Source organism: Streptomyces niveus (assembly GCF_001723055.1).
Taxonomy (GTDB): domain Bacteria; phylum Actinomycetota; class Actinomycetes; order Streptomycetales; family Streptomycetaceae; genus Streptomyces; species Streptomyces niveus.
In genome coordinates, this window is sequence record NZ_MDCR01000111.1 from 1 (window position 1) to 16,170 (window position 16,170).

The window sequence follows — 16,170 nt, forward strand, 5'->3', positions numbered from 1 at the left end:
ACATAAGGCATGTCGGGTTGCCAGGCGGTGGACAAGGTCAGCACCAGCGGGGCGCCTGGCCGATGTTCTCGATGTACGCGGCCGAACCCCAGGCCCAGTTGCCGTCGGTGAGCAGGTACCAGCGGTCGTTGCCGTTCACGTTGTCGCCCCGCGTCTTGCAGAAGATGTGCACGATCTGGCCGTACGCGGCGGTGCCGATGACCCGGCTGCTGCGGGTGGGCCTGTCGCGCAGCAGGAGCCCGCTCCTGGCGATGACGCGGCCCTTGTACTCGCGGGCGGCGGCGGCCTCGGCCTCGTTCTCGGCGGCCTCGGTGACTTCGGGGGCCCCGGTGGTCTCGGCGGCCTCGTTGGCTTCGGCGGCGGCTTCGTCGGCATCGGTGGGCGCCGGGCCCTCGGTGGGGGTGTCGACGTGGCCGTTCCAGCTGACCGGCGGCGGGGTCGGAACCGCCGCCAGCGCGGGAGTCGCGGTGAGGGCCGCCGCGGCGACGGCGAGGGCGGCGGCGTACGGGCCGAAGGAACCCCGGAGGCGCGGGGCAGAGGAACGCAGGGAACGCTGGGACATGCGTGACTCCTGATGTTCGGGAACGGGGCGGGAAGCCGACGGAAAACTGCTCGGTCCTCGCCCGATTTACCCTAGGTTCGTCACATTCTGTCCGCAACCGTAACTCTGCGTCGCCCACGCCCCCGCGTGCGCGTCAGCGCTGGTACGGGTTGCCGCCCTGGCCCGGCTGCTGCCCCTGGCCGCCCTGGCTGAACGGGTTCCCGCCACCCTGCTGACCGCCCTGACCGCCCTGCGCGAACGGGTTGGCGCCGTGCTGCTGGCCGACACCCTGCTGGGCCTGCGTCGCGCTCTGCGCGAGCAGCTGCTCGGCCTGCTCGTTCGGCACCTGGTGCTCCACGCCGCAGAAGGTGCACTGCGTGTAGTGCTTCGTCGAGTACGGGAACAGCGGCACGAAGAACAGCGTGAACTTGGAGACGCGCTTGCGCAGCGTGTGCGCCGACGGATTGCCGCACTGGCCGCACACGAGCGTCAGTATCGCCAGTTGGTAGATGTAGCCCTTGGTGCCGAAGATGATCATGCGTGGTTCCTTCTCTGCTCATGGCGCTTCACGACGCCTCATCACGCTCATGACTGGCGTGCCCCTATGGTGCCTGCCGCCGGCGGCGGCTGTCAGGGCAGGCGTCCGGCCCGGTTGAGATTGATGAGCGGGCCGAGGAGGTCCCCGTACCGCTCCAGCCGCCCCGCGATGTCGCCGACGCGGAAGACCAGGTCCTCCGGCGCCGCGCATCCCGCGACCTCTTCCCAGGACACCGGGGTGGAGACGGTCGGTTCCGTCCGCGCGCGCACCGTGTACGGCGCCGCCGTCGTCTTCGCCGCCGAGTTCTGGCTGTGGTCGACGAAGACCTTGCCGGGGCGCAGCGCCCGGGTCATCCGGTGGACCACCAGCCGTGGCAGTTCGGCCTCCGCCTCGACGGCGAGCGACTTGGCGTACGCGGAGACCTCCGGCGACGGCGTCGGCTCCAGCGGTACGAGCAGATGCAGACCCTTCGAGCCGGACGTCTTGGCGTACGCGCTCAGCCCGTCCGCCGCCAGCCGCTCGCGCAGCCACAGCGCGGCGGCGCAGCACTCCACCACGGTGGCGGGCTCGCCGGGGTCCAGGTCGAAGACGATGCGGTCGGCGCGCGCCGGGTTGTCGACCTGCCACTGCGGGGTGTGGAACTCCACCACCAGGTTCGCCGCCCACATCAGCGTCGCCAGATCCTCCACCAGCACCTGCTTGGCGAGCTGGCCCGCCGAACGCGGCACCGCCGCCGTACGCACCCAGGAGGGCGCTCCGGGCGGCGGATTCTTGGTGAAGAAACGCTGGCCCGCGGGGCCGTCCGGGAAGCGGAGGAAGGAGACGGGGCGGCCCGCCAGATGGGCGAGCAGGGCGCCGGCCGACGTCGCGCAGTAGTGCAGCAGCTCGCCCTTGGTGGTCCCGGTGGCCGGATAGAGGACCTTGTCGAGATTGCTGAGGGCGATCCGTCGCCCCTCCACCTCCGCGATTGGCGTCATACGATGAGAATCCCACGAATTCGGATGTAAGGGATTAACCGTGCGATCCATATGGAACGGCGCAATCTCCTTCGGTCTGGTCAGCATCCCGATCAAGCTGGTGAACGCCACCGAGAGCCACTCGATCTCCTTCCGGCAGATCCATTTGGCGGACGGCGGCCGGATTCGTTACCGGAAGGTCTGCGAGCTGGACGAGGAGGAGGTCACCTCCGCCGAGATCGGCAAGGCGTACGAGGACGCGGACGGCTCGATGATCCCGATCACGGACGACGACCTGGCCCAGCTCCCGCTGCCGACGGCGAAGACGATCGACATCGTGGGGTTCGTGCCGGAGTCGTCCATCGACCCGCTCCAGGTGGGTGCGGCGTACTACATCGCGGCGAACGGCGTACCCGCCGCGAAGCCGTACACGCTGCTGCGTGAGGCGCTGAAGCGCAGCGAGAAGGTCGCGATCGCGAAATTCGCCCTCCGGGGCCGCGAGCGGCTGGGCATGGTGCGGGTCCTCGGCGACGTGATCGCCCTGCACGGGCTGCTCTGGCCGGACGAGATCCGGCAGCCGGAGGGGGTGGCGCCGGAGACCGAGGTCAGCATCCGCGACGCCGAACTCGACCTGGCCGACGCCCTGATGGACACGCTCGGCGAGGTCGAACTGGACTCGCTGCACGACGACTACCGGGAGGCCGTCGAGGAGCTGATCGCCTCCAAGGCGGGCGGCGCGGCGCTGCCGGCGCCCGAGGCGGGGGAGCGGCGCGGGGGGAAGGTGCTGGACCTGATGGCGGCGCTGGAGGGCAGTGTGCGGGCGGCGAAGGAGTCGCGGGGCGAGGGCGACGCCGAACACGCCGAGGTGACGCACCTGCCGACGCGCACGAAGCCGACGGGCACGAAGAAGGCGGCGTCGAAGACCACGGCGAAGCAGGCCCCGGCGAAGACGCCCGCGAAGAAGGCGGCGGCCAAGAAGACGACGACGGGCAAGACCGCCGCGAAGAAGACGGCGGCGAAGAAGACGACCACGAAGACGACGGCGAAGAAGGCCCCGGCGAAGAAGCGCGCCTCCTGAGACCCGGTGTGTCCCGCGTTCCGCCGAGTCGGCGGCGGGCCCTCAGTCGAGACAGAACTCGTTGCCCTCGACGTCCTGCATCGGCTGGCACGACTCGTTCTCGTCGTCGGCCGGCAGCAGCTGCCCGCGTACGGCGCCGAGCGCGACCAGTCGGGCGCATTCGGCCTCAAGCGCGGCCAGGCGCTCCTCACCCACGAGCCCGGTGCCGACCCGCACGTCGAGGTGCACCCGGTTCTTGACGACCTTGCCCTCGGGGACGCGCTGGAAATAGAGGCGCGGGCCCACGCCCGAGGGATCGCCGCAGGCGAACCCCGCGCCCTGCCGCTCGGGCGGTAGTGAGCGCGTGTACTCGTCCCACGTGGCGAACCCTGTCGGCGGGGGCGGTACGACGTATCCCAACACCTCGCACCAGAAGCGGGCGACCCGTTCGGGGTCCGCGCAGTCGAAGGTGACCTGGAACTGCTTGATCGACGCCATCGGGCCATCGTAGGGGCGGGGCGCGGCCGTGATCGAGCGGTTTTGGAGCCGGCCGGGTGCGTGGGCCGGACCCGTCGGCCGGGCACGTCGGCCGTGCCCCGGTCACGAAGGCCCGCGCCGTATGCGCGTTATGGATTCTGTTGGATTCTGTGCGACAGACCCTGGCGGTTCCGGGGAATTCCGGTGGACAATCCGGGGCGCGGGTGCCCCGTCAGGCAGAGCCCTGTCGTCACCGACTCGCGCCCCGTTGTTGCCCGTTGAGCCCGGCTCCGAGTGAGAGGGACAAGCGATGACGCACAGCAGACCAGGATCAGCGAACCGATGGCGCGCCGCCTGGGCGACCGCACTCGCGGGGGTGCTCTGCCTCGGGACCCCTGCCGCGGCCCAGGACGGCGCGGGCGACCCCCGGCCCGCCGGCGCCGCCTGGACCGTGTCCCGCGGCGGGCCCGCCGCCGACGTGACGCTCGACCCCGCCGACGGCACGCTCACCCTCGCCGTACGCGACGGGGCCCGCACCCTCGTGGAGCCCTCGCCGCTCGGCGTCGTCACCGAGGACGCCGACCTGACGCGCGGGCTGCGCCTGGTGGACCGCCACGACCGCCGGATCGCCGAGCGGTACACCACCGTCGTCGGCAAGGAGCGGCGCCGCACCGTGGACATGGCGCAGTCGCGCTTCGCCCTGGAGGGGGCGGGCGGGGCCCGGATCGACCTGGTCGTGCGCGCGGCGGCCGACGGGGTCGCGTACCGCTATGTGCTCCCCGCCGGTTCGGGGGACGTGCTGCGCGAGGCGTCCGGCTTCGTGCTGCCGGGCGACGCGCCCGCCCGGCTGAGCGACTACTCGGTCAACTACGAGCAGCCGTACGACGGTTCGACCGCCGCCGGGGCTTCGAGCGGACAGTACGCCTACCCCGCGCTCTTCCAGGTCGGCGACGACCACGTCCTGCTCTCCGAGGCGGACGTCGACGGCCGCTATCCCGCGAGCCGTCTCACGCACACGGCGGGCAGCGGCCGTTACGACGTCGCGCTCGCCGACCCCGCCGTGCCCGTGCCCCCCGACGGGCCGCTCGCGACGCCCTGGCGGACGGTGATCGCGGGTGATCTGGCGACGGTGACCGAGTCCACGCTCGTGGACGACCTGGCCCCGCCCTCCCGGATCGCCGACACCTCCTGGATCCGCCCCGGCGCGGTCGCGTGGTCCTGGCTCGCCGGATTCGGGGCGGCGCAGCGCAGCCTGGAGACCCAGCAGCGGTTCGTGGACTACGCGGCGGCGCACGGCTGGGAGTACTCCCTGGTGGACGACGGCTGGAACACCACCGACTGGATGCCGCAGCTGATGGAGTACGCCGAACGACGCGGCGTGGGCGTCCTGTTGTGGATGCACTGGACCGATCTCGACACCGCCGCCGAGCGCACGGCCCAGCTCGACAAGGTCAAGAAGTGGGGCGCCGCCGGGCTGAAGATCGACTTCATGGACTCGGACTCGCGGGTACGCATGGGCTGGTACGACGAGATCCTGCGGGAGACCGCCGACCGTGAGCTGATGGTCAACTTCCACGGGTCGACCCTGCCGCACGGCATTCAGCGCACCTGGCCCCATGTCATGACGATGGAGGGCGTGCACGGCGCCGAGCAGGGCGACGTCCAGGCCGACGACATGGCCACCCTGCCCTACACCCGCAACGTGGTGGGCTCCATGGACTTCACACCCATGGGCTTCCAGTTCGGGCGGCGCAACAACACCGAGGCCGCCGAACTGGCGCTGTCCGTCGTGTACGAGTCCGGGTTCCAGAACTACGCGGGCAGCGTCGAGGCGTACCGCTCCCGCCCCGAGGTCGCCCGCTTCCTGGAGCAGGTGCCGACCGTGTGGGACGAGAGCCGGCTCGTCGCCGGTTCACCGGGCGAGGGGGCGACCTTCGCGCGCAGGAACGGCGACCGGTGGTTCGTCGGCTCGGTGCGGGCGGGCGACGGGGGTACGGAGCGGGTGCCGCTGACGTTCCTTGGCTCCGGGCCGTGGCGGGTCGACACGGTACGGGACGGCGCGGCCGGACTGGTCAGGGACAGTCGTGTGACGGACCGTCAGGACGCGATCATGGTGCCCGTGTTGGCGGACGGCGGCTTCGTCGCGCAGATCTGCCGCGCGGTCCCGGGCCGGGACAGCTGCGACCGCCCGGTGGACACGGTGCCGGCCGGCACGCTGTCCGTCACCCCCGAGAGGACCGACGCCCGGCCGGGGACGACGGTCGATGTCGCGGCGCGCTTCGTACTGGACGAGGCGGGCCCCGCCGAGGACGTGACGCTGCGCGCCCGTACCCCCGAGGGCTGGGCGGTCGACGGCGCGGACGCCACGGTGGACGAACTGGCCGACGGCGCCGCGCTCGACGCGTCCTGGCGCGTCACGGTCCCCGCCGACCCGGCGTACGGAACGACGGAGATCCCGGTCACGCTGACCTACCGCGACCCGGACGCCCCACGGGGCGCGCCGCCGCTGACGGTCGAGCGCACGGTGCGCGTCTTCGTCGCACGCGAAGGCACCGTGTACGTCAGCTCGTTGCCGTTCACCGCCGAGTCGAACGGCTGGGGCCCGGTCGAACGCGACCGGTCCAACGGCGAGAACGGCCCGGCCGACGGCGGCCCCCTGCGGCTCGGCGGCACGACGTACGACAAGGGACTCGGCGTCCATGCCCGCTCCGAGGTGACGGTGGCCCTGAACGGCGCGTACGACCGCTTCGCGGCCGAGACCGGCATCGACGAGGAGAAGGCGGACAAGGGCTCGGTGCTCTTCGAGGTGCTGGGCGACGGTCAGGTACTGGCCCGCAGCGGCGTCCTGGGCCCGGCGGACGAGCCGTACGCCTTCGACGTCGACGTGAGCGGCGTCGGCCAGCTGACGCTGCGCGTGACGGACGGCGGCGACGGCATCGACTCGGACCACGCGGACTGGGCGGACGCGCGCCTGCTGGAGAAGTAACGGCCCGTCACCGACTCCGGCGGGCCGCCGCGCGGCGGCCCGCCGGAAACGCCGGACAGAACAGCTAGCGGCCCGGCGCGTCCGGTACGAAGACGCTCAGCCGATACGTCGTCGGCAGCACCGTCCGGCCGCAGAGCGTGTCCAGACGGAACATGGACGGGTCCCGCACCTCGTGTTCGGCCATCAGACGCCGGGCCTCGGTCCGCCACCGTGCCCCGTCGGTGGTCTCGTAGAGGACCGTCCAGTGGCCCGGCCCCAACTCGGCCGCCGAGGCGCGCCGTTCGGCGCCCCGTTTGCGCTTCCGCTGCCCCGGCACGTGCCCACCACCGCCAACTCGTGCCCCACCGGCGATCGTAGAGGCGTATGTCACTCGAATAGGATTCCACACCAGGGTCACCACCAGCAGCACCAACAACTTCGACCGAGTGGAGAGTCCGGTATGCGTGGAGGCAGCGTCGCCGTCGTCGGCGGCAGCATCGCGGGGTGTGCCGCAGCCCTGGCAGTGTCCCGAGGCGGAGCCGAGAAGGTCACCGTCTTCGAACGGGCCGACGCCGAACTCCGCGACAGGGGCGTCGGAATCGCCCTCCACGGTGACCGGTACGCCGAGCTGGAGAGTGCCGGATACGTGGCCGCCGAGATGCCGTGGGCGCCGCTGACCCACCGGGTGTGGACCGTGCGGGACGGGGAGTCCGAGTACGGCCGCGGCATCGCCGAGCAGTACTTCCCCTTCCGCGCCTACAACTGGGGCTCCCTGTGGAGCGAGTTGCGGCGCCGGGTCCCCGAAGAGGTCACCTACCGCTCCGGAGCGCTCGTCAGCGCCGTGGAGCCCGACTCCGACGGCGTCACCGTCCAGCTCGCCGACGGACAGCGGGAGCGCTTCGACGCCGTCGTCGGCGCCGACGGGTACCGCTCCGTCGTACGCGACGCCATGTTCCCCGGCCTCGACGCCACCTACGCCGGCTACATCGGCTGGCGCGGCACCTCCGCCGACGTCGCCGACCTGCCCCAGGACGGCAAGGAAGCGCACAACGTGGCCTTCCCCGGCGGCCACTGCATGATCTACCGCATCCCCGACGGCTTCGGCGGCCACCGGCTCAACTGGGTCCTCTACACCGCCCCGCCCGAGTCCGAGGGCCTGCACCCGGACCTCAAGACCCCCACCTCGCTGCCGCCCGGCCGGCTCAACGCGGCGCTCACCGACCACCTCCGGGCCCTCGTCGCCGACAACTTCCCGCCCTACTGGGCGGCCAAGGTGCTCCGTACGCCCCCCGAGACCACGTTCATCCAGCCCATCTACGACCTGGAGGTGCCGCACTACACCTCGGGCCGGATGCTGCTCGTCGGCGACGCCGCCAGTGTCGCCCGCCCGCACATCGGCGGCGGCAGCGTGAAGGCGCTCCAGGACGCCAGTGCCCTGGAGACCGCCGCGGTGGCCGGGGGCAGCTGGAAGGAGATCCTGGAGGCGTACGACATCAGCCGTGGCCCCGTCGGCGCGGCCATGGTCGCGCTGGCCCGCAGGATGGGCGCCGCGCAGGTGGAGAACACCCCGGACTGGAGCACCATGGACAAGGCGCGGTTCGACGGGTGGTGGCAGGACCAGAACAGCGGCTCCGACCGCAACAGCGGCTTCGGCGGGCACAGCATGAAGCGCCCGTAGCCGTCGTGGCGGGGGCGCCCGGCGCCCCCGCCGAAGACACGGCTCAGCGCGCGGCGGACCGCACCGGCGCCAGCTCCAGCGCCTCGTGCAGCGCCGTCGGATCCTCGCGGGCGTCCGCGCCGTCCACCTGGAGCGTGACGCGCCCCGACGTGAGGACCGTGACCGTACGGGCGCACTCGGCCGCCTGCGCCGGGCTCGGCGACACCAGCAGCACAGCGATGCCCTCCTCGGCCAGCGTGCCGACCAACGCGTAGATCTGCTTGGCCAGTCCGGGCGCCAGCCCCTCCGTGGGCTCGTCGAGCAGCAGCACACTCGGCGAGCCGAGCAGCGCCCGCGCCAGGGCGAGCATCTGCTGCTCGCCGCCGGACAGATCGGTGCCCCGGTTGCCCCGGCGCTCGCCCAGCCGGGGCAGCAGCTCCAGCACCCGCGCGGGGGTCCACTCGCTGGGGCGCGTCGCGTCGCCGCGGCCCGGCGGGCGGTGGGAGAGCCGCAGATGCTCCGCGACGGTGAGCCCGGCGAAGACGCGGCGGCCCTGCGGTACGAGACCGATACCGGCGCGCGCCACCGTGTGCGCGGGCTGCCCGGTGATGTCCCGGCCGCCCAGCCGTACCGACCCGGCGGAGGGCCGGATGAAGCCCGCCACGGTGTGGACGAGTGTGGTCTTGCCCGCCCCGTTGTGGCCCACGATCGCGTGGACGGAGCCGGCGGGAACGGTCAGGTCGAGGTCGTGCAGGACGGTGCCGCCGTGGTAGCCCGCCGTCAGGCCGGTGAGTTCCAGCATCGGTGGTCGGTCACCCTCTCGCTTCTACGGCGTCACGTGAGGCGCCGCTCGTGGCGTGGTACGCGTCGCGGACCTCCGGATGGGCGAGCGCCTCCGCCGTCGGTCCGGTGATCAGGACCTTGCCCGCCGCCAACACGGTCACCGTTTCCGCGAGTTCGGCGACGACCTCGACATGGTGCTCCACCAGGATGATCGCGACGCTCTCCGGGAGGCCGCCCAGGATCGACAGCAGCCGGCCGATGTCACCGTCCGTCAGACCGGCCGCGGGCTCGTCCAGCAGCAGCAGACGCGGGTCGCCCGCGAGGGCCGCCGCGAGGTCGAGCATGCGGCGCTGCCCGTGCGACAGGTCGGCGGCCGGCCTGCGGGCGGAGCCGGCGAGGCCGACGGCCTCCAGATGGCGGGCGGCGGACTCCTCGTGCTGCCGGTAGCGGGACGGCCGCCGCCACGCGCCCCGGCGCAGCGGATGGTGCCGCCAGCCGGCCAGCACGATGTTGTCCAGGACCGACAACTCACCGATGACGGAAGGCTGTTGGAAGCTGCGGGCGATACCGAGACGGCTGCGTTTCGCCGTGGCCGTACGGGTGATGTCCGCGCCGCCCAGGGCGATGGTGCCGTGGTCGGGGCGGTCGGTGCCCGCGATCAGGTTCAACAGGGTGGTCTTGCCCGCCCCGTTGGGCCCGATGACGGCGTGCCGCGCCCCGGCGGCCAGCTGGAGGCTGACGTCGTCGACGGCGGTGAGACTCCCGTAGCGCCGGGTGAGGTTCTTGAGATCCAGTACGCGCGGTGCGTCCGGGACGTCGGGTACGGCTGTCATGGGGCGACCTTCCCGGCCGGAACGCTGTCGTGGCCGGGCGGGAGTTCCGCACCCTTGGCGGGACCCCGCGCACCGGTCCCCAGGCGCAGCCCGGCCAGACCGCGCGGCAGCAGATAGACGGCGGCGACGAACAGCGCGCCGAGCAGCAGCGGCCCGTGACCCGGCCAGGAACTGGCCACCCAGTCACGGGTGAAGACGATGAGACCGGCACCGAGCAGACCGCCGATGACGGACGTGCTGCCCCCGATGACGGCCGCCAGCAGCGCGAAGGCCGCGATCTCGAAGCCGACGTCGGCGGGGGAGAGGTACTGCTGGACCGTGACCATCAGCGAACCGCCGATCCCGGCCAGCGCACCGGCGCCGATGTGCGCCATGAACAGATAGCGCCCCACCGGGTGGCCGGACGCCCGCATCCGCGCCTCGGCGTTACGGCTGCCGGTCAGCAGCTTTCCGGCGGGCGAGCGCAGCACGGCGATCGTCGCGACGACGGCGACGACCGCGACGACGAGCGCGTAGTTGTAGACCTGGTCTTCCTCGATCATCCCCTCCCCGCCCCACAGCGCCTGCGTGGGCGGGAAGCCGACGAGACCGTCGGCGCCGCCGGTGACCGACTTCATCTGGTTGATGGCGGCGCTGGCCAGCTCGCCGATGGCGAGCGTGATCATCAGGACCGTGGTCCCCCGCGCCCGGATCACCGCGGGCCCCGTCACCACGGAGAACAGCGCGGCGGCGATCGCCGCGACGACGATCTGCACGGGGCCGACCGTCCAGCCCGCGTCGGCGAGGTTCGCGGTGGCGTACGCGCCGACGGCGAACGGCGCGGTCTGGCCCAGGGTCGGCAGCCCGGCGTAGCCGGTCAGGATCGTGACGCTGACCGCGAGCAGCCCGAGGGCCAGTGCGGAGCCTGCCAGCGAGAGGGAGTACGCGTCGAGCAGCGCCGGCAGGGCGATGAGCACGACGAGGAGGATGAGCAGCGGCGCGGCCTGGCGCCCCCGCGAGGCGAGGGTGCTGTCGTCGGGGCCGCCGCGCGGCAGCCGTGACAGCGGCCCGCCGCGCCCGGATGACCGTACGGCGCCGTCGGCCTCAGCCGTACCGCGCCCGCGCCCCCGCTCCTTGAACGACGCGGAGAGCCGGCGCCGCAGCCACTCCACCGGGTCCGAGCCCGCGTCGCCGCCCCCGTGCCCCGCCGTCGCCGGCTCGGTGAACTGGGACCGCAGGATCAGTACGGCGGCCATGGCCGCGAACAGCAGGTACGGCGCCCAGTCCGGCGCCAGCGAGACGCCCAGCGTCTGCACCTCACCGACGGCGATCGCCGCGAAGAACGTCATCCACAGCGACCGCAGCCCGCCGAGGACGACCACCACGAGCGAGAGCATCAGCACGGTGTCGGCGGTGCCGGCCCCCGGCCCGATGATGGGCGCCCCGAGCACCCCGGCGGCCCCGGCCAGCGCACCCGCGGCGGCCAGGACCCCGGTGTGCACGGCGCGCGGGCTGTGCCCGGTGGTGGCCAGCATCTGCGGGTCGTCGGCGGAGGCGCGTACGGCCGCCCCCACCCGGGTGCGGGTGAGCACCCACGTACCGAACGCCGCGAGCAGCACGGCCATCAGGATGAAGCAGAGCCGGTACGCGGGGTACCGGTGGCCCAGCAGCGTCACCGAGGAGTCGAGCGCCTCGGGGACGCGTACCGGTAGTTCGTCGGCCCCGAAGAACTCGATGAGCAGATTGCCACCGATCAGGGCCAGTCCGAACGTGAGCAGTGCTTGTGCGAGATGCCCACGACGGGCCAGGGGGACCGTCGCCGCGGACAGACCGGCGCCGGCGGCGGCTGCCGCGGCGGTGCCGGCCGCGAGTCCGACGGCGAGTCCGCCCCAGGTCCCGTCACTCAACTCGGCGCCGGTGTAGGCACCGATCGCGTACAGCATGCCGTGCGAAAGGTTCAGCACGCCCGCGGTGCCGAAGGCGAGACTCAGGCCGGCGGCGACGACGAACAGCAGCAGCCCGTAGGCCACTCCGTCGACCGCCGGCACGAGGTGGGCATCGAGGAGATTCATGCTCAGCTGCCGAGAGTCGCCAGGTCCTGGACCATGACGTTGGCCAACTGGTCACCGTCCTTGCGCACCTGGCGCAGGTACCACTGCTGCACCGGTGAGTGCGCCTTGTCGCCGAACTCCCAGTTGCCGCGCGGGCTGTCGATCTGGCCGAGACCGCCGATGGCGGTGTTGATGGTCTCCGGCGTGACCTCGCCCTTCTCGGCGGCGTCGGCGATCGCCTGGTCCAGCACGGCGGCGGCGTCGTACGAGGCCATCGCGTAGGTCGTCGGCTGGGTGTCGTGCTTGGCGGTCCAGTCGGCGGCGAACTTACGGTTGGCCTCGTTGTCGAGGTCGGCCGCGTAGTTCAGGACCGAGTAGACGTCCTTCGCCGCGTCGCCCTGCGCCTGGAGCACGCTGCCCTCGGTCACGAAGGCCGTGTACAGCGGGATGTCGGCGACGTCGGACTGCGCGTACTGCTTGGCGAAGTCGATCGCGGCCTTGCCGGCGTAGAAGCAGTACACCGCCTTGGCGTCCGTCTTGGCGATGTCGGCGAAGTACGGCATGAAGTTCGTCGTCTTCGGGAACGGCGTCCACTTGGTCTTGCCGTCCGGGTTGGCGAGCTTGCCGCCGACCTTCTTGAACTCGTCGGTGAAACCGCGCAGTTCGTCGTAACCACCCTGGTAGTCCGGGCCGATCGCGTAGACCGGGCCGTCCACCTTCTCCTTGATGTACGGGGCGATGGCCTTGCCCGGCTCGTCGGAGAGGAAGCTCGTCGTCCAGACGTACTTCATATCCTTGACCGGCGGGCGGGCGTTCGAGCCGAGCAGCGGAATCTTGGCCTGGTTGATCAGCGGCAGCACCGCGTTGACCGAACCACCGCCGACGAGACCGGTCAGCGCGTCGACCTTGTCCTTCTTGATCAGCTTGGTGGCCGCGGGGACCGCGGTCGGCGGACCGTCGCCCTCGTCCGCCACGACCAGCTCGACCTTCCGGCCGCCCAGCTTGTTGTCGTGGGTCGCCAGGTACAGCTCGAAGCCCTTCCGCAGCTCCGTGCCGACCGGCTCGTACGTGCCTGACAGCGAGGCCACCAGACCGACCTTCACGGTGTCGTCGCCGGCGCCGCTGTCGCTGCTGCACCCGGTGACGGCTGCCAGGCCGAGTGCGAGGGCGGCTGCGCCGACCGGCCGGACTCTACGGCGGCCTCGCGGGAGGGATATGTCGAAGAACATGAGGGCTCTCATCAGGAGGGAGTGAAATACGGACGGAACAGACGAAACGAGCGGGAACTGCGCGAACGGCGAACGAGAAACCGAACGGTGGGGGCGAGTGGCGACCCGGACGTCAGCGCGAGGGCTGCGCGTTCGCGTCGCGGACCTGGGGAGTCAGGGAGTCGCCGACCTGGTTGATCAGCTCGGACATCATGTAGCTGACCTCGCCGATGTCCGCGTCCCTGGTGGTCGTCACCAGCAGCGAGGCGCCGCTGGACACGGCCATCGAGAACATGTAGCCGCCCTCCATGGCCGTCAGGCTGTGCTCGACCGGGTCGGTGTTGGTCAACTGGGCAGCCGCGGAGAGCAGGTTGACGACACCCGACGCGATGGCGGCCAGCCGGTCGGCGTCGTCCCGCTCCACCCCCGTGTAGGCCAGTGCCAGTCCGTCCACGGACACGGCTATGGCCTGGGTGACCTCCGGAATACGTCCGGCGAAGCCGCTCAGGATCCAGCTGAGGTCGTTGGGTGACGTCATTTCTTGCTCCGTTGGGTGTCGTCGTCGGTGGCGGAGCGCCCGCGGTGGCTCGTGCTCCTGTTGATCCCCTGTGCGTAGGCCGCCAGGACGTCAGAGACCTGACGGGAGTCCCTGCGGCGGGGCGACGGTTTGGGGGCGGCGCCGGATCGCTGGTCGGCGCCGTCGCGTTTGCCCAAGGTGGGCCACTGCTTGGGCGTGTTGCGCTGCCGCAGCGGCAGTCCCGAGGAGCTGACTCCGGCGATGCGGGAGACGGGCTCGGCGTGGACGGGGTGCTGGGAGGGCGCGGTGGCGCCCGCGCGGTCGTCGCCCTGGGGGCTGGGGTTTTCCTGCGTGGCCGTGGAGCCGTTGGATCCCGCGGACCCGTTGGAACCCTGGGATCCGTTGGACCCCTGGGCTCCGGCGCCCGCCGGGTTGTAGTCGCCCGACTCGACGGCGTCGCCGTTCCTGCCGATGCCGTTCCGGCCGCCCGGGGTGCCCGCACCCGCGTTCGTCCTGCGGCTGAACTGGCCGGGCCCGGTGATCGGGCGCGGTGTCTCGTACCGTACGCCGGGACGCTCCCCGCTCAGCGAGCCCTGCGGACGCGGCGTGGTCTCCTGCGGAGCGGCGGCCAGTACGTTCGCCGGGAGGGTGACCTCGGCGATCGTGCCCGGTCCCGAGGAGTCCCGCAGTTCGACCACGATGCCGTGCCGGGCGGCGAGCCGCGCGACCACGTGCAGACCCATGGAACGCACGTCGCCGATACCGGACTTCGGCTCCAGCAGACCCTTGTTGAGGTTGGCGCGCCGCTCGGCGGTGATGCCCACGCCCTCGTCGACTATCTGTACGACGGCCCGGTCCCACAGCCGCCAGACCGCGACCCCGACCTGCTTGTCCGGGGGCGAGAAACGCGTCGCGTTGTCGAGGAGTTCGGCCAGGATGTGCGCGACGTCGTGGACGACGCGCGCGGCTATGCCGATGCCCGATTCGATGACTCCGAGGGAGACCCGGTCGAACCGCTCGATCTGCTGCGCGGCGGCCACGATCACCGTCGAGCAGGAGATGTCCGCGGACCGCACCCGGCCGTGCCCGTAACCACCGAGCACCAGCAGGTTGTTGGTGTTGCGCTCCATGCGGATCGCGAGGTGGTCGAGCGCGAACAGCGTCTTCATACGCTCGGGGTCGGCCTCGTCGCGCTGCACCATGTCCAGCTCGGACACCATGACGGTGGTCAACTGGGCGCCCCTGCGGGCGACACCGACCAGCGTCTCGGCGAACTGCTCGTGGATGTGCGCCTGTTGCGCGGCCAGTCGTACGGCCTCGTGGTGGACGGCGTTGAACGCCTCACCGACCTCGCCGATCTCGTCCAGACCGGTGGTCTTCACCGGGTTGCCCGACCGCTCGGCGACCTGCTCGGGGGTGGCACCGCTGAGCGCGCCGGGCTGGGACAGCTCGGTCATCACCCGCGGCAGACCCGTGTGCGCCACCTCGTGGGCGGCGTTGCGCAGATCCCGCAGCCGGCGGATCATCACGCGGCCGAGCCGGATGGCGACGACGACCGCGCCGATGAGCGTGAGCAGCACGAGCGCGACCTCGGCGCCGGCGAGCCAGGCGAGCGAGGTACGTGTCTCGGTGACGGTCTTGAGTACGGAGTCGTCGATCCGGCTCTCGACCGAGCGCAGCAGGGTCAGCCGGTCGGCCGACGCCTTCTGCCACTCCTCGGGGTCGACGGTGAGTTCCTGGTCCGGCGCGGTACGGCTCACCGTGTCCTCCAGCCGGCGCGCCTCCAGGGCCTTCGGGCCGGAGAGGGTGCGCTCCAGCCAGGTCCGCCACTGCTGCGGGCCGAGGTCGAAGAGGGAGCCGGTGGCTTCGGTGTAGCCGATCCTGGTGGCGTCGAAGGTCCGCTTGGACGCCTCGGTGAAACCACCTGTGGCCTGGGCCTTCATCACCGCGACCTGCTGCTGGCCCATATGCTCGGAGGCCCGCGAGATGGCGGCGGCGGCGCGGATCCGGTCGGCGACGTCGGCGTCGACGCCGTCGGCCTGGGCGATGCCGTCGCGGTAGTCGATGAGGTCGGCGATCACGATCCGGTAGCCGAACGTCAGCGCGGTGACGGTGCTTCCACCGGAGCGCACCTGGGCGCGCAGCGAGGGCATCTCGTCGATGAACCGGTCGATCCGGTCGAGCGCGCTCTGCGCGTTGCCCGGCACGGACGACAACTGACCGAGTTCGGAACGGAATCGCGCGACACTCTTGTCGGTGGCGCTGGAGGTCTCACGGAACGCTTCGGGGTCTCCCTGGGTGGAGACGAGCGCGGTGGCCGCCGCCCGTTCACGTTGCAGATGGTGCGTCAACTGGCTGGCGGACGAGGCGACATCGACCATGGCCGTCAACCGGTTGGCCTGGAGCGCCTGTTGGGTCGCGGGGGCGAGGGCCAGTACCGCGAAGGTGACGGCCACTACGAGCGGCACGGTGACCAGCAGGACGAGGCGACGATTGATTTTCACTGCGCGGCTCCATCGCCGGAACCGGTGCTGAGTATCGGTGACACGCAGATACCTATTAACGGGTTGGGGGGGTCGGTGGGGATCGCGAGTAGATCGTGTGCAAC

At 71.7% G+C, this 16,170-nt stretch carries 14 protein-coding genes; 3 read left to right on the forward strand and 11 right to left on the reverse strand.

Annotated features, from left to right (window positions below):
- Window positions 1–37 precede the first annotated feature (37 nt).
- The 3 genes from BHU15_RS14615 to ligD all read right to left on the reverse strand — a co-directional run bounded on the left by BHU15_RS14615 (window position 38) and on the right by ligD (window position 2,056).
- The gene (locus BHU15_RS14615; RefSeq protein ID WP_069627594.1) at window positions 38–562 is read right to left on the reverse strand and encodes an SH3 domain-containing protein; all 525 of its coding nucleotides are present in this window, start codon (window positions 560–562) and stop codon (window positions 38–40) included.
- Window positions 563–695: 133 nt separating this feature from the next.
- A complete protein-coding gene (locus tag BHU15_RS14620; protein WP_069627595.1) occupies window positions 696–1,079 on the reverse strand; it encodes a zinc-ribbon domain-containing protein in 384 nt (127 codons plus the stop codon).
- A gap of 92 nt (window positions 1,080–1,171) precedes the next feature.
- The gene (ligD, locus tag BHU15_RS14625; RefSeq protein ID WP_069627596.1) at window positions 1,172–2,056 is read right to left on the reverse strand and encodes a non-homologous end-joining DNA ligase; all 885 of its coding nucleotides are present in this window, start codon (window positions 2,054–2,056) and stop codon (window positions 1,172–1,174) included.
- A 40-nt stretch (window positions 2,057–2,096) separates the two neighbouring features.
- Here ligD and ku point away from each other — a divergent pair, with 40 nt between their 5' ends.
- Entirely contained in the window at window positions 2,097–3,113 is a 1,017-nt protein-coding gene (gene ku / locus BHU15_RS14630) for a non-homologous end joining protein Ku (RefSeq protein WP_069627597.1), read from the forward strand.
- A 42-nt stretch (window positions 3,114–3,155) separates the two neighbouring features.
- On the opposite strand, the gene BHU15_RS14635 is transcribed toward ku, so the two are convergent.
- On the reverse strand, window positions 3,156–3,590 hold the full coding sequence (locus BHU15_RS14635; RefSeq protein ID WP_069627598.1) for a VOC family protein: 435 nt from the start codon (window positions 3,588–3,590) through the stop codon (window positions 3,156–3,158).
- Between the two features lie 289 nt (window positions 3,591–3,879).
- Here BHU15_RS14635 and BHU15_RS14640 point away from each other — a divergent pair, with 289 nt between their 5' ends.
- Window positions 3,880–6,555 carry an NPCBM/NEW2 domain-containing protein gene (locus BHU15_RS14640; RefSeq protein ID WP_069627599.1) on the forward strand — a complete coding sequence of 892 codons (2,676 nt, stop codon included), beginning with the start codon at window positions 3,880–3,882 and terminating at the stop codon, window positions 6,553–6,555.
- Between the two features lie 64 nt (window positions 6,556–6,619).
- Here the strand turns inward: BHU15_RS14640 and BHU15_RS14645 are convergent, their stop codons facing one another.
- Window positions 6,620–6,871, reverse strand: a complete 252-nt coding sequence (locus BHU15_RS14645; RefSeq protein ID WP_069627600.1) for a hypothetical protein — start codon at window positions 6,869–6,871, stop codon at window positions 6,620–6,622.
- Between the two features lie 123 nt (window positions 6,872–6,994).
- Here BHU15_RS14645 and BHU15_RS14650 point away from each other — a divergent pair, with 123 nt between their 5' ends.
- The gene (locus BHU15_RS14650) at window positions 6,995–8,212 is read left to right on the forward strand and encodes an FAD-dependent monooxygenase (RefSeq protein ID WP_069627601.1); all 1,218 of its coding nucleotides are present in this window, start codon (window positions 6,995–6,997) and stop codon (window positions 8,210–8,212) included.
- A 43-nt stretch (window positions 8,213–8,255) separates the two neighbouring features.
- Here the strand turns inward: BHU15_RS14650 and BHU15_RS14655 are convergent, their stop codons facing one another.
- From BHU15_RS14655 to BHU15_RS14680, 6 genes are all read right to left on the reverse strand, one after another.
- On the reverse strand, window positions 8,256–8,993 hold the full coding sequence (locus BHU15_RS14655) for an ABC transporter ATP-binding protein (RefSeq protein WP_069627602.1): 738 nt from the start codon (window positions 8,991–8,993) through the stop codon (window positions 8,256–8,258).
- A 10-nt stretch (window positions 8,994–9,003) separates the two neighbouring features.
- Window positions 9,004–9,807, reverse strand: a complete 804-nt coding sequence (locus tag BHU15_RS14660) for an ABC transporter ATP-binding protein (protein ID WP_069627603.1) — start codon at window positions 9,805–9,807, stop codon at window positions 9,004–9,006.
- A complete protein-coding gene (locus tag BHU15_RS14665; protein WP_069627604.1) occupies window positions 9,804–11,858 on the reverse strand; it encodes a branched-chain amino acid ABC transporter permease in 2,055 nt (684 codons plus the stop codon). Before BHU15_RS14665 ends, BHU15_RS14660 begins: the two co-directional genes overlap by 4 nt.
- Before the next feature lie 2 nt (window positions 11,859–11,860).
- The gene (locus tag BHU15_RS14670; RefSeq protein WP_069627605.1) at window positions 11,861–13,066 is read right to left on the reverse strand and encodes an ABC transporter substrate-binding protein; all 1,206 of its coding nucleotides are present in this window, start codon (window positions 13,064–13,066) and stop codon (window positions 11,861–11,863) included.
- 112 nt (window positions 13,067–13,178) lie between these two features.
- Window positions 13,179–13,583, reverse strand: a complete 405-nt coding sequence (locus BHU15_RS14675; protein ID WP_023538660.1) for a roadblock/LC7 domain-containing protein — start codon at window positions 13,581–13,583, stop codon at window positions 13,179–13,181.
- Complete coding sequence (locus tag BHU15_RS14680) at window positions 13,580–16,066, reverse strand: sensor histidine kinase (protein WP_079128143.1); 2,487 nt, start codon at window positions 16,064–16,066, stop codon at window positions 13,580–13,582. Before BHU15_RS14680 ends, BHU15_RS14675 begins: the two co-directional genes overlap by 4 nt.
- Window positions 16,067–16,170 lie beyond the last annotated feature (104 nt).

What these genes read in the sequence shown, in the direction of transcription:
- BHU15_RS14640 (WP_069627599.1), top strand. Translation starts at nt 3,880, where the DNA reads ATGACGCACAGCAGACCAGGATCAGCGAACCGATGGCGCGCCGCCTGG.
- ligD (WP_069627596.1), bottom strand. Translation starts at nt 2,056, where the DNA reads ATGACGCCAATCGCGGAGGTGGAGGGGCGACGGATCGCCCTCAGCAAT.
- BHU15_RS14670 (WP_069627605.1), bottom strand. Translation starts at nt 13,066, where the DNA reads ATGTTCTTCGACATATCCCTCCCGCGAGGCCGCCGTAGAGTCCGGCCG.
- BHU15_RS14620 (WP_069627595.1), bottom strand. Translation starts at nt 1,079, where the DNA reads ATGATCATCTTCGGCACCAAGGGCTACATCTACCAACTGGCGATACTG.
- BHU15_RS14655 (WP_069627602.1), bottom strand. Translation starts at nt 8,993, where the DNA reads ATGCTGGAACTCACCGGCCTGACGGCGGGCTACCACGGCGGCACCGTC.
- BHU15_RS14650 (WP_069627601.1), top strand. Translation starts at nt 6,995, where the DNA reads ATGCGTGGAGGCAGCGTCGCCGTCGTCGGCGGCAGCATCGCGGGGTGT.
- BHU15_RS14635 (WP_069627598.1), bottom strand. Translation starts at nt 3,590, where the DNA reads ATGGCGTCGATCAAGCAGTTCCAGGTCACCTTCGACTGCGCGGACCCC.
- BHU15_RS14615 (WP_069627594.1), bottom strand. Translation starts at nt 562, where the DNA reads ATGTCCCAGCGTTCCCTGCGTTCCTCTGCCCCGCGCCTCCGGGGTTCC.
- BHU15_RS14665 (WP_069627604.1), bottom strand. Translation starts at nt 11,858, where the DNA reads ATGAATCTCCTCGATGCCCACCTCGTGCCGGCGGTCGACGGAGTGGCC.
- BHU15_RS14675 (WP_023538660.1), bottom strand. Translation starts at nt 13,583, where the DNA reads ATGACGTCACCCAACGACCTCAGCTGGATCCTGAGCGGCTTCGCCGGA.
- BHU15_RS14660 (WP_069627603.1), bottom strand. Translation starts at nt 9,807, where the DNA reads ATGACAGCCGTACCCGACGTCCCGGACGCACCGCGCGTACTGGATCTC.